General features: G+C 61.0%; 10 protein-coding genes and 1 tRNA gene. 3 read left to right on the top strand and 8 right to left on the bottom strand.

The annotated features are described in order from the left end of the window. The first annotated feature begins 27 nt into the window (after positions 1 to 27). The gene (locus tag MOV80_RS19375; protein ID WP_039755374.1) at positions 28 to 843 is read left to right on the top strand and encodes a lysophospholipid acyltransferase family protein; all 816 of its coding nucleotides are present in this window, start codon (positions 28 to 30) and stop codon (positions 841 to 843) included. A 73-nt stretch (positions 844 to 916) separates the two neighbouring features. Here MOV80_RS19375 and MOV80_RS19370 read toward each other — a convergent pair whose 3' ends face one another. The 4 genes from MOV80_RS19370 to MOV80_RS19355 all read right to left on the bottom strand — a co-directional run bounded on the left by MOV80_RS19370 (position 917) and on the right by MOV80_RS19355 (position 5,501). Next, positions 917 to 2,071 carry an SGNH/GDSL hydrolase family protein gene (locus tag MOV80_RS19370; RefSeq protein ID WP_081575120.1) on the bottom strand — a complete coding sequence of 385 codons (1,155 nt, stop codon included), beginning with the start codon at positions 2,069 to 2,071 and terminating at the stop codon, positions 917 to 919. Next, positions 2,068 to 3,105 carry an SGNH family hydrolase gene (locus MOV80_RS19365; RefSeq protein WP_107732887.1) on the bottom strand — a complete coding sequence of 346 codons (1,038 nt, stop codon included), beginning with the start codon at positions 3,103 to 3,105 and terminating at the stop codon, positions 2,068 to 2,070. The genes MOV80_RS19370 and MOV80_RS19365 overlap by 4 nt, the downstream gene beginning before the upstream one ends. Before the next feature lie 68 nt (positions 3,106 to 3,173). Next, a complete protein-coding gene (locus MOV80_RS19360; RefSeq protein ID WP_019102254.1) occupies positions 3,174 to 4,574 on the bottom strand; it encodes an MBOAT family O-acyltransferase in 1,401 nt (466 codons plus the stop codon). Positions 4,575 to 4,679: 105 nt separating this feature from the next. Beyond that, on the bottom strand, positions 4,680 to 5,501 hold the full coding sequence (locus MOV80_RS19355) for a symmetrical bis(5'-nucleosyl)-tetraphosphatase (RefSeq protein ID WP_019102253.1): 822 nt from the start codon (positions 5,499 to 5,501) through the stop codon (positions 4,680 to 4,682). A gap of 129 nt (positions 5,502 to 5,630) precedes the next feature. Here MOV80_RS19355 and MOV80_RS19350 point away from each other — a divergent pair, with 129 nt between their 5' ends. Then, a complete protein-coding gene (locus MOV80_RS19350) occupies positions 5,631 to 7,646 on the top strand; it encodes a UvrD-helicase domain-containing protein (RefSeq protein WP_107732888.1) in 2,016 nt (671 codons plus the stop codon). A 372-nt stretch (positions 7,647 to 8,018) separates the two neighbouring features. Here MOV80_RS19350 and MOV80_RS19345 read toward each other — a convergent pair whose 3' ends face one another. Continuing rightward, entirely contained in the window at positions 8,019 to 8,762 is a 744-nt protein-coding gene (locus MOV80_RS19345) for a c-type cytochrome (protein ID WP_039755367.1), read from the bottom strand. A 137-nt stretch (positions 8,763 to 8,899) separates the two neighbouring features. Here MOV80_RS19345 and MOV80_RS19340 point away from each other — a divergent pair. After that, a tRNA-Arg gene (locus MOV80_RS19340) sits at positions 8,900 to 8,976 on the top strand. A 169-nt stretch (positions 8,977 to 9,145) separates the two neighbouring features. On the opposite strand, the gene MOV80_RS19335 is transcribed toward MOV80_RS19340, so the two are convergent. The 3 genes from MOV80_RS19335 to MOV80_RS19325 form a co-directional block, all read right to left on the bottom strand. Further along, positions 9,146 to 11,008, bottom strand: coding sequence for an ABC transporter ATP-binding protein (locus tag MOV80_RS19335; protein WP_019102250.1), 1,863 nt, complete (start codon positions 11,006 to 11,008; stop codon positions 9,146 to 9,148). 192 nt (positions 11,009 to 11,200) lie between these two features. Next, positions 11,201 to 11,383 (bottom strand): hypothetical protein, encoded by a 183-nt coding sequence (locus MOV80_RS19330; protein ID WP_141111266.1) that lies wholly within the window; start codon positions 11,381 to 11,383, stop codon positions 11,201 to 11,203. 388 nt (positions 11,384 to 11,771) lie between these two features. Then, the gene (locus MOV80_RS19325; RefSeq protein WP_019102248.1) at positions 11,772 to 12,656 is read right to left on the bottom strand and encodes a DUF4743 domain-containing protein; all 885 of its coding nucleotides are present in this window, start codon (positions 12,654 to 12,656) and stop codon (positions 11,772 to 11,774) included. Positions 12,657 to 12,753: the final 97 nt, after the last annotated feature.

Here is a 12,753-nt window from a genome sequence, read left to right as displayed (position 1 = left end):
ACCTTGCGCACCGAGCCTCAAAGCATCTTGAAGTCAACCGCCACAACCTCTTCGCTCACCCGGATAGGACGCGTCGCGCGCCTGTTCGGCCACTTGGCCATAGGAGTCTTCATCCTGGCCACCCGTTATTCTCGGCTGGCCCACGCCGAACGCGCCGTCGTTACCCGGCGCTGGGCCGCCCACGCGCTGAAAATTCTGGGCATCAGCGTGCGGATCAACGGCGTCAATCCCGGCTTTTACCCGCCCAACACCTTGCTGGTGGCCAACCACATTTCCTGGCTGGACATCTTCGTGCTCAATAGCTGCACGGTGTCCCGCTTCGTCGCCAAACGAGAGATTCGCTCCTGGCCGGTGCTGGGCTGGCTGGCGCACCTGGGCGGCACTCTGTTCATCGACCGCAGCAAGCGCAAGGACGCCAGCCGCGTCTACAAGGCGTTGGCGCATGCGATGGAGAACGGCGCATGCATGGCGGTGTTTCCCGAATCCACCACCTCCGACGGCCTGAATCTCTTGCCGTTCAAGGCCTCGTTGTTCGAAGCCGCCTTGCTGTCGCGCGGCACCGTGCAGCCAGTGGGCTTGCGCTATTACGGCGCGGACGGACAACAAACGCTGGAGCCCGCCTTTATCGGCGATCTGACTTTTCTGCAAAGCGTGCGCAAAGTGCTGGCGATGCCGGCGATGGAGGTGGAAGTCAGCTACGGCCAGCCGCTGAAAGCCTGGGAAAACGGACTGGAAACCCGCTTTGCGCTAGCCGAGCGGGCACAGCAGGAAGTGGCGCGCGCGCTGCGCCTGAGCCCGCCTCCGGCCGCGGAAGCGCCGCAGGAACCGGCTCGGCAACACTGAGCACCAGCTGCGAAACCTCGCCAATGCAAAAGCCCCCGTTCCGGGGGCTTTTCTCATCCAGCGCCGACTACGCTCACAGGCTGAGCCGCGCCATCAGGTTATCGAATAAATCATCGGCCAACTTGGCATAGCCTTGCTGCGAGAAGTGCACCATGTCCGGCCGCGCCAGCTGCTGCGCTTGCCAACGCTTCATGCTGCAAGGGCCGCCCATCGCCTGCTCCCAATCCCAATACAGCACATGGCTGTCGCGCGCGACTTTCTGTTGAATGCGCTTGACCGCGGCCAGTTGCAAGGGACGACCCGGCACGCACTCCTTGCTGGCCGCGCCCCGCTTGCGCGCGGCATCCTGCGCGCCCAGCATCAGGATAGCCGCCTGCGGCAGATCCCGGCGTATGGTGTTGATAGCCGCCTGCAGATTGAGCTGATACTCGATCAGGTCCAGACGATCGTCAAAGGCTTCGTTGACGCCGTAGGCCAAGATCACCAGATCGCTGCCGCGCTCCGCCAGCTGCGCGCTCCAGCTCTTGCCCCAGCGCTGCCAGATCGAAAGCTGAGCGCCGTTGCTGCCGATGCTGTCCAGCACCACGCCCGGCGCCAGCCGCTCCAGCTCTATCCCGCCCAGCTCCACCGCCGGCAGCGCGCCGGCACGCACCACGAAGGGGAAATACAGCTTCTGTTCCACCGTCTGCCAGCCTCTGCCCGGTTCTGGCGGATTCAACTTGCGGCTGCCGTGACCATCGTCCACGTCCAGCGCGCCGGCCCCATCCTGGGCCGCTCGTACGCGGAAACGCACCCGCCACAAGCCGTCCAGCGGATTACGCGGCAACAGGCTGATGGCAGCGCCCGGCCTCTGGGCTTGGGCAATATAGCCGCCCAGCGGGAAGTCCGGATCGCCGTCCTTGCGGCTATTGGTCAAGGCCCAACCCTCGCTGCGCTCGATCACCAGGGCGTGGCGCTGGCCGGGCACGGCCATCGGCGGCGTCCAGCCGATGCCGGCGTCGCCGAATTTGGCCTGGAAACGCTCGCGCAACGTGCCGGTCAGATAATCCGCCGCGGTGTGCGAATCCCCCAGTTGGGTGACTCGCACCGGTTGCACTGCTGTGGAGATCGCCTTCAACCGCGACGCCAGCCTCGGCAGGTTGATCTCGCCGAAATCCTGCACCGGCGCGGCCAACGCCGATGCCGCCACCAGCCAGCCGACCCATGCCGCGCTGATTCTCAACTTCATTCAAACCTCAATTCTGCCAACACGCGCCGCGCCAGCAATACCTGGCCCTGGCGAGTGAAATGAATGCCATCGGCGGTGCGTACCGCCACTTCGCCCTGATCGGGCAGCGTCATGAACTTGGTGAACGCCTCGTCCTCGCTCCCCAGGGCTTCGCGGGTGGACAAATAACGCTGGCCTGCGCCTTCAACTTCCTCCCGGAAAATGCCATTGATGTAATGCACCCCGCGATTGAGCTTGTCCTTGCCCATGTTCGGCGCGCCCAACCACAACAGTTGCGTCCGGTGCTTGCGAGCCGAAGCCAGGATGGCGCGGATGCGCTCGCGGTAGCGCTGCTCCCACTCCTCGGAGGCAAAGCGGATGTAGCGGCTGCCGCCCACCATGTCCCAAGTATCGTTGGCGCCCAAGAAAATCACCACGAGGCCGGTGTCCGGATTCGCCGCCAACTGTCGTTCTATCGTATCCGGCCAATTGAAAAAGTCGGGATAGGTCAGCCCCGTGCTCTGCTTGCTGAGGTCCAGCGCCTTGATCTGGTGCAGCTTGAACAAGGGCCGCAGCAAATGCGGCGCCACCCCCTGCATCATGGAATCGCCGGCCAGCAACACCTTGCTCCCCGGCCGCAGCAAGATGCGGGGATCTTTGGCCGCCGCTTGCGGCGGCGGAGCCGACGGCGATGGCAATGGCTGCAGCGGGCGCACGCTGGGCTCTACCGCCGTTGTCCGCGCCGCGACGGGCTCCGCCGGCGCCGCTTCCGGCGACAAAGCCGGTCGCAGGCAGCAGGCGTTGAAATAGGCGATCATCTCGTCGTCCCACCGATCCAGCCTGGTCAACAGCCCTCGGCTCTGATCCCGGAACTCCCGCCCCAGCTCCGCTCCTAGACGCCAGACGCTCAACTCGGACAAGGCCTCCAGCTGGCTGGGGCGGTGAAAGGTCTGCCGCCAATAGGCGTTGATTGAGGTCTGCTCAATCCAGCACAGCAGCAACATGCTGCTGCCGAGGATGGCCAGGGCCTGACGGATGGCGGAACGGGCGATCATTTGACGCTTGCCTCAATGCGGTAAGAAACGAAAAGCGCGACAGCGGAGATGCCATCGCGCCGGCACGGCTAAAACTGGTAATAAATAAAGCCCGGAATGCCCGGCGGCGACACCACGATGATCAGCAAGGCGCAGCCGGCCAGCAAGCTGGGCTTGCCCCACCACGGCAGGCGACCCAATTGGGCGATGCCGCGTTCGCAAGCCGCGCCCAGATAGGGCAGCGCGGCAAACGCCGCGGCGCTCAGCGCCAGGAAGCCCGGCGCGTTCAGCGTCAGTTCCTGATCGGTGCCGGTCATGGCTTCCAAGAAACTCCAGGCGTCTTCCAGCGACGCGGCGCGGAAAAACACCCAGGCCAGACAAACGTAATGGAAGGTCAGCAGACGCGCCAGCCAGGTCAGCCGCCGCGACACAGCCTCCTTGCCAAGCAGCTTGTCTCCCAGATTCAAACCCACCACGCCCAAACCGTGCATGCCGCCCCACGCCAGGTATTTCAGGCTGGCGCCGTGCCACAGGCCGGACAACACCATGGCAAGCAGTAAATTGAGCTGGGCGCGGGCAAAGCCCAGCCGGTTGCCGCCCAAGGGAATATAAATGTAATCGCGAATCCAGCTGGACAGCGACATATGCCAGCGCCGCCAGAAATCGCGTAGATTGTGAGCCAGATACGGCGCGTCGAAATTGCGCGGCAACTGGATGCCCAGCAGCAGCGCCAAGGCGGTGACCAGATCGGTATAGCCGGAGAAATCCAGATAGATCTGGAAGGCGTAGGCGTAGAACGCCGCCCAGACCTCCAGCGCGTGGTAGGTTTCCGGCGCGCTGAACACCGGGTCCACCCAGGCGCTGGCCAGCCAGCCGGCCAGCCACAGTTTTTTGGCCAGGGCCAGCACGATCAGTCCCAACGCGCGGTCCAGTTGCAAGATGTGGCGGCGTTCGCCGCTGCGCAACTGCTCCAGCAGCCCGGTGGCCCGGCAGATAGGCCCGGCCAACAAAGTGGGGAAGAAAGCCAGGAACAGCCCCAGTTCCCTGGCCCGGGCGAAACGCAACTCGCCGCGGTACAAGGACACCAGATAACTGACCGATTGAAAAGTGTAAAAGGAGATGCCCACCGGCATCAGGAAATCCACCGCCGGCAATATCGCCGCAATACCCAGCGCATGCAAAGCCGCTTGCGCGCTTTCACGGAAGAAGTCGAAGTATTTGAATACCGCCAGATTGCCCACCGCCATCAGCAGCCCCATGCGCAACCAGCGCTTGGGTCGGACGGAATCAAGCATCCACGACGATATCAGGGTCAATAACAGGGTATAAACGGCCAGAATCAGCGCAAAACGCCAATCTAGCTTGGCATAAAAGGCGTAACTGCCCAATAACAGCAAACCATTCTGCCAATCCGTGCGCTTGCGGCACAGCCAATACAGGGCGAAAAAGGCGAGGAATGCCAGTGCGAACTCAATCGAAAGGTAACTCATACAAATAAAAAACGGCTCTGGCAAGAGCCGAGATTATGACAGCCATAGGGCCCGGCTGACTATGGCTTGCCAATATTTTATTTACAGCGCCGCCGCCAATATTCTTTACGCGGTTATTTCGCGATATGCGGAACACGGCAAGGAAAATAAAGCTTGGTCGCCCAAACGCATCGCGGTCAGGCTGCCGCCCCACAAACAACCGGAGTCGATAGCCACCACATCGTCGGTGATATGCACGCCCAGCGCAGACCAATGGCCGCAGATAATGGGCATCTCGCCTTGCCAGCGTCCCGGCGCCTCGAACCAGGGCGTCAGGCCGGCCGGCGCGTTCTCCAGCTCGCCCTTATAATTAAGATCGATCTCTCCGTCGCGGTTCAAGAAACGCATCCGGGTCATCGCGTTGACGATCACGCGCAAACGGTCCGAGCCGCGCAGCTCCTCGCTCCAGCGCGTTGGCCGGTTGCCGTACAAGCGCGACAGGAATTCACGATGCCTGGGGCCTGACAGCCCGGCTTCCACTTCCTCCGCCAGATCCAGCGCGCGATCTATGCTCCACTCCGGCAGCAACCCAGCGTGCACCATCGCGTAGCCCTGGCCGGCTATCATCATTGGCTGGCAGCGCAACCAGTCCAGCAGGACCTTGCCATCGGCGGCGTTGAGGATGTCCAGCACCGTATCGCTGCGGTGCAGTTTGCCGAAGCCCTCGGACACCGCCAGCAAGTGCAGGTCATGATTGCCCAACACGATCTCGACATGATCCTGATGCTGGAACACCCAGCGCAGTACTTCCAGCGACTGCGGCCCGCGATTGACCAAATCTCCCGTCAACCACAAAGTATCCTTGCCGGGATTGAAATCGATTTGCCGCAGCAACTGCTGAAACGGCTGGAAACACCCTTGAATGTCGCCAATAGCGTAGATGGCCATATGCACCCCATAAGTGGCGGATCGATCTGAGATGTCATCCGCGGATAGCGCCATGATACCGCATGCTACAATGCACTGGCTGAGTTACCGATTTACTGCGCCCTGCCGGGCCCCTTCCCCCATACCGCCATGTCCGCTCCCTTGCTCAATCCGCCGCAACGCGCGGCGATCCAGTATCTTGACGGCCCCTTGCTGGTGCTTGCCGGCGCAGGTTCCGGCAAAACCCGAGTCATCACCTTCAAGATTTCGCACCTGATCCGCGAAGGCGGCATCAATGCGCGCAATATCGCCGCCATCACCTTCACCAACAAGGCCGCGCGCGAGATGCTGGAACGGGTGGGCAAGCTGATGACGCCGGCGGAAATCCGCGGCATCACCGTATCCACTTTCCACTCTCTGGGCATGCAAATGCTGCGCCAGGAAGCGCCGCACCTGGGCTATAAACCTCAATTCTCTATTCTCGACGCCTTTGACGCCGGCAAGATCATCTCCGACATTCTGAAAACCACCTCAAAGGATGAGGTGCGCAAGGTGCAGAGCCAGATCTCGCTATGGAAGAACGATCTGAAAACACCGGACCAGATGCTGCTGGAGGCTCAGGGCGAATGGGAAAGCATCTGCGCCACCACGTATGTGGCCTATCAAGACACTTTAAGCGCCTACCAGGCGATGGACTTCGACGACCTGATCCGCCTACCGGTGCAACTGTTCCAGAGTAATGAAGAAGTGCTGCAGAAGTGGCAGCACAAGCTGCGCTACCTGCTGATAGACGAATACCAGGACACAAACACCTGCCAATACCAGCTGGTCAAGCTGCTGACAGGCCTGCGCGGCATGTTCACCGCGGTGGGCGACGACGACCAGTCCATCTACGCTTGGCGCGGCGCCAATATGGAAAACCTGAGGCTGCTGCAAAGCGACTTCCCCAAGCTCAAGGTCATCAAGCTGGAGCAGAACTACCGCTCCACCGCCCGGATCCTGCGCGCGGCCAACTCGGTGATCTCCAACAACCCCAAGCTGTTCGAGAAACAACTGTGGAGCGAACTGGGCCTGGGCGAACCCATCCACGTGGTTCAATGCAAGGACGAAGAGCACGAAGCTGAGACCGTGGTGCAAAGGCTGCTGGCGCATAAATTCGAATACCGCACCGAGTTCAAGGACTACGCCATCCTCTATCGCGGCAACTACCAGGCGCGCATCTTCGAACAAGCCTTGCGCAACCAACGCATTCCTTACCAGATGGCCGGCGGCCAGAGTTTTTTCGACAAGCCGGAAATCAAAGACATGCTGGCTTATATGCGCTTGATCGCCAATCCCAACGACGACCCGGCCTTCATCCGCGCGCTGACCACGCCCAAGCGCGGCGTAGGCGCCACCACGCTGGAACGTCTGGGCGCCTGGGCCGGCGAACGCGGCAAGAGCCTGTTCGCCTGCGCCCATGAAGAGGGTTTCCGCCTGCAAGTACAAAAAGCCCAACTCGAGCCGTTGGAACAGTTCTGCGACTTCATCGCCAATCTGCAATACCGCGCCACCCGCGAGGATGGCGGCCCACTGGCGATGGAAATGATGCTGGCGATAGGCTACGAGGCCTGGCTTTACGATAGCGAGGACAGCCCGCGCATCGCCGAAACCAAGTGGAAAAACATCCTGGAAATGGTGAGCTGGCTTAGCCGCAAAGGCGAGGACAGCGGCAAGAATCTGGTGGAGCTGACCCAGACCATCGCTCTGATCACCATGCTGGAAGGCCGCGAGGAAGGCGAGGTAGACGCGGTGAAAATGTCCACGCTGCACGCGTCCAAGGGCCTGGAATACCCTTACGTGTTCCTGGTAGGCACCGAGGAAGGCATCCTGCCCCACAGCGAATCGGTGGACAACGGCATGGTGGAGGAAGAGCGCCGGCTGATGTACGTCGGCATCACCCGCGCGCAGCGCATGCTGACGCTCACCTATTGCGTCAAGCGCAAACGCGCCGGTGAATGGCAGTTTGTCGAGCCGTCGCGCTTTATCTCCGAGATCAACGGCGATGATCTGCGCCACTTCGGCAAACCCGGCGCCGAACCCATCGTCAGCAAAACCGAGGGCAAATCGCGGTTGGCCAGCCTCAGCGCCATGCTGGCCAACAAGGAGAAACCGGCGGATTCATGAAGGCGCCGGCGACGCAGGCGAGAACTTGCTTCCGCGCCGACGGCCTATACCGGCCACCAAAAAGAAAATGGCGCCAGCGGCGCCATATGAAGAATGAGGAACATCTCTGGGTGAAGCGAAAGTGGAAGCCCACTGAATCCCCACACCAAGCCGCGAAGCGCCTGACGCTTCACGACCTAAACAGATGAAGCCATCATGCACTATGCGCCTCCGAAGGGCACCTGTCCCTTCTTACAGCGGGGTTTTGTTGACATAGCACATTGCCATTTCATCCGGTAGAAATTTCCCAAAAAACATAGAAATCCTCGCTTTTAGGCGATAAAAAACGCCTTGCGGTATTGCAAGGCGTTTTTTGCTGCGCTGATCAGCCGATTATTTGGAATTATTCACCATGTACTCGACAGCGGAGCGGAACTCGGCGTCGCTGCCGGTGTAACCGCCTTTGGCCGGCATCGCGTTCAAGCCCTTGATGCCGATCTTGACCACTTCGTCCAGGCCCGGCTTCAGACGCACGGCCCAGGCCGCCTTGTCGCCGAACTTCGGCGCGCCGGCGATGCCGGCCGCGTGGCAGGCCATGCACACGCTGTCGTAAATCTTCTTGCCCACCACGGCCGGATCTGCCGCCGCGGCCGCGCCGCCTGCGCCGCCCACCGGCGGCTCAGTGAACTTTCCACCCGCGGAGTTGCCCATATAGGCTACCGCGCGCTTCACTTCATCATCGCTCAAGTCGGTTGCGCCGCCCTTGGCCGGCATCGCGTTGAAGCCCTGCAGCGCGTGCTGGGTCAGCATGTCCCAGCCTTTGGCGATGCGCGAGCCCCAAGCAGCGGTGTCGCCAAACTTGGGGGCGCCGGCAAGGCCGGTGCCGTGACAGGAGATACAGATGCCTTTATATACCTGTTCGCCAGTGCGCATTCCCGGAGGCGCGTCGCTGGCCTTGGCTTCACCGACCGGTTTCAGGCGAGACGCGACGGCCTCCTTGGTCATTACTTCGGCATCCACGTTGTAACCGCTGGTGGCCAGCTTGGCCAGAAGCCAAATTGCCACCACAAGAAAGACAACGACGCCAACCAGCACTTTGATGACCTGGCCGGGAGCCATTCCGTTCTCATTACTCATTACGAGCCTCGCCTGGAATTAATGACATTTAAAATAGGATAATTATACGGTAAGCCTGAAGGCAAGGCAAAACCATACACTGGACTCGGGTAAGGAAGTTGCGCTATGATGCGGGCCTGCCTCAAAGCAAGCACAGCGCACCCGTAGCTCAGTTGGATAGAGTGTCAGTTTCCGAAGCTGAAGGTCACAGGTTCGATCCCTGTCGGGTGCGCCACAACTCCTCGAAGTTTTCTGTTTTTCCCGCTTTTCCCCATTATTTCCCACGCTTAACGTCAAAACCATGTTTTCGTCGAAACACGTCCTGCGCGGTCATGCTGCTCTAGCGTCGCCGCAATGAAAAAGCGGGCCGCTCACGCGTCCCGCTTCGCTCCATTCGTCTAGCCTCAGGCCAACGTGGCCACCGGCTCGGCGGCATCGTCGTCCTCTTCGCCGAGAAAGCCTCCGCTCTGGTGCGCCCACAGCCTCGAATACAACCCGCCCTTGGCCAACAGACTGCGGTGATCGCCCTCTTCCACGATGCGTCCCTTGTCCAGCACGATCAGCCGGTCCATCGCCGCGATGGTGGACAAGCGGTGAGCGATAGCCACCACGGTTTTGCCTTCCATCAGCCGGTACAAGCTGCGCTGGATCGCCGCTTCCACTTCCGAATCCAGCGCGCTGGTGGCCTCATCCAGCAACAGGATGGGCGCATCCTTCAACATCACCCTGGCGATGGCGATGCGCTGGCGCTGCCCGCCGGACAGCTTGACCCCCCGCTCTCCTACATGGGCATCATAACCGCTGCGACCTTTCGGATCGGTCAAGGTCAGGATGAAGTCATGCGCCTCGGCGCGGCGCGCGGCCGCCTCCATCTCGGCGTCGCCGGCGTCCGGCCTGCCGTAGAGCAGGTTGTCGCGCACAGAGCGGTGCAACAAGGAAGTATCCTGCGTCACCATCCCCACCTGGGCGCGCAGGCTGTCCTGCGTCACATGAGCAATGTCCTGGCCGTCAATCAAAATGCGGCCGCCGTCCAAATCATAGAAACGCAACAGCAAGTTGACAATGGTGGACTTGCCCGCGCCCGAACGGCCGACCAGGCCGATCTTCTCGCCCGGGCGTATCGTTAGCGACAATTGCTCGATCACGGTCTTGCTGCCGCCGTAACTGAAGTCCACTTGGTCGAAGCGGATTTCTCCCTGCTTCACTTCCAAGGGCTTGGCGTCGGCCCGGTCATTGATCGACACTGGCCGCGACAAGGTGGCGATGCCGTCCTGCACCGTGCCCACTTGTTCGAACAGCGAAGCCATCTCCCACATGATCCAGTGCGAAATGCCGTTCAACCTCAAGGCCATCGCGGTGGCCGCCGCCACCGCGCCGACGCCGACTTCGCCCATGCTCCACAGCCACAAGGTCGCGCCGGCGGTACTGGCGATCAGCAACATGCTCAGGCTGTGGTTGATGATTTCGAAGCCGCTGATCAAACGCATCTGACGATAGGCCGTGGCCAGGAATTCCTGCATCGCGCCGCGGGCGAAGCCGGCCTCCCGCTGGGCGTGCGAGAACAGCTTCACCGTGGCGATATTGGTATAGGCGTCGGTGATGCGCCCGGTCATCAGGCTGCGCGCGTCTGCCTGGGCGGTGGCGGCCAGCCCCAGGCGCGGCACAAAGAAATACAGCGTGGCCACGTACAAGGCCAACCAGGCCAGGAAGGGCCACAGCAAACGGCTGTCGAAACTGCCGACCACGGCGATCATGGTGACGAAGTAAATCACCACGAACACCAGAATGTCGGCGACGATCATCACCGTTTCACGCACCGCGATCGCGGTTTGCATCACCTTGGCGGATACCCTGCCGGCGAACTCGTCTTGATAAAAGTTCATGCTCTGCCGCAGCAGGTGGCGATGGAAATTCCAGCGCAGCAGCATCGGAAAATTGGCGGAAATGCCCTGATACTTGATCAATGCCTGCAGGGCGATCAGCAACGGGCTGGCCAGCAGAATGCCCGCCAGCAGCAACAGATTATGGCGCTGCGTGTCCCACAACAGCGCGGGCTTGACCGAGCTTAGCCAGTCCACGACGGAACCGAGCATGGAGAACAGCAAAGCCTCAAAGGCGCCGATGCCGGCGGTCAGCAAAATGACGGCCGCAATCAGCCCGCGCAAGCCGCGGGTGCAGAACCACAAAAATGGGAAAAAGCCCTTGGGGGGTTGGGCCGGAGACATGTCGGGATACGGATTGATCCGCTTTTCGAACCAGTTGAACAAAGATCGCTCCAGTGCAGAGGCCGCCGCTTGGACCGCGCCTGCTTTGGGTTTAATAGGAAGTAGGACAATAGCCAAGGGCTGAAAATCGCGCAATGGAAAATTAGCCTTGGCCATGCCTCCATTTGTCATATTCAGCCAATGAACACGAAAAGATTTTATTTGTCGTCAATTACATTGGCTAAAACGCGACAGTCAGCAAAACTCCTCAAGCTTTTCCGTCTTGCGGCTGCGCAGATCCACCACTCTGTGAATCTCGATGCGCAGTTGGCCGCGGTAGACGTTCCACATCACCAGCGCGGCCCGCCGCGCCTGCTCCTGGCTGGGATGCAGCGGCCCGCTGTCGTCGACGCCGAACTGCTCCGAGATCAGTTTCAAACGATACATCTCCCTTGAGCCCCCCCAAGGCCGCGGCGGCTTCCATCGCCGCCGACAAAAAGTGAGAAATTCGCCATGCCGCCGTTTCGTTAATCCTGCCAAAATGAACCCAATGGCATAAATCAATGCAAGCCAAGCGCCGTTTCGTAGATGACGGCGTGCGGTGGCTCGGTGTTTGGCGTGGGAAAACGGCGCGGGCCTTTAGCCCATGGCATTTATTGACGGCTTTTGCCGCTCTTGTGAATGATTCTACCCATTACTAGCAGTATCAGGCAAAGATTCCTGAATTAATTCACGCAGTTGTAACATAAACCAAGGGGAGTTATTCCAATACCGCGCCGGGCCAGGCGGAACCGCCGCTGAGGCGGCCCGGCGCTTTCGAAACCGGCTAGTGAGCCAGTGCGTGCACGTCGTGCAGCTGCGGACGGCGGATGCGCGCCAAGGCGGCGTCTATCGTCGGGGTGTGCTCTCCCCAATAGCCGTGGCGCGCCAGGCAGTCGGTAGCCACCAGCGCCGCATCTATCATGAAACGCTCTTCCAGCAGCAAGCGCTCGACTTCGGCAAACGGCGTCAGGATGTGCTCGGCCACCTCGCCGTCCTGATTACAGGGGATTTCGCCGGACTCCAACCACAGGTCGAAGGCGTAAATCCATTCGCGATGCAGGCCTCGCTGCACAGGACGCTCGGCCAGCAGCAAGCTGGATTGCGGCAAGCCGAGCACCTGCTCGCGGCGCACGCCGGCTTCCTCCCAGCCCTCGCGCTCCAGAGCCAGTTCAATGGTCTCTCCGGCGGCCACCCCGCCGCCAACCAGATTGTCCATGCGATTGGGGTCCACCGCCTTGTGCGGGCTGCGGCGCCCCACCCACATCCGCACTTCGCCGGACGGCAGCCGGGTCAGCCCGTTCAGGTGCACGGCGCGGCTGGTCAGGCCCAGCGGGCGGAAGGCGGCCCGCTCCAGCTCAAAATACGGGGATCCATCGTGACGGAAGGCGGTGAAGTTTTCATTGCGCCAGCCATTGAGCCAGCCTGCCTGTTGCCAGCGCCGCGCCGCTTGGGCCAGCGCATGGCTGATGCTGCGGTAACTACCGTCGAGACGGCAATGCAGTTTCTGGTATTGCTCCTCGAACAGCTGGGATTCGCTGTTCAGCAAACGTTCCTTCCACGCCGCGTTGACCCAACCCAAGCGCTCCTTGCCGATATACAAGGGCGTGAATTGCTGACGATCAAAACGGGTGATCTTGTCGAGATAGGCCAGAACCGCATCCACTTGCATTGCCAACTCCGCTGCGATGTGTTTCGGGAAGGCTGCATCTTAGGATGCTTCTTCGGCTTTGACTATATCTGGCGTAACAGCCGGCAAATAAACAGAT

The organism is Chromobacterium sp. IRSSSOUMB001, from assembly GCF_023507765.1.
In the GTDB taxonomy this organism is placed as follows: domain Bacteria; phylum Pseudomonadota; class Gammaproteobacteria; order Burkholderiales; family Chromobacteriaceae; genus Chromobacterium; species Chromobacterium haemolyticum.
This window is presented reverse-complemented; position numbering and strand designations above follow the sequence as displayed.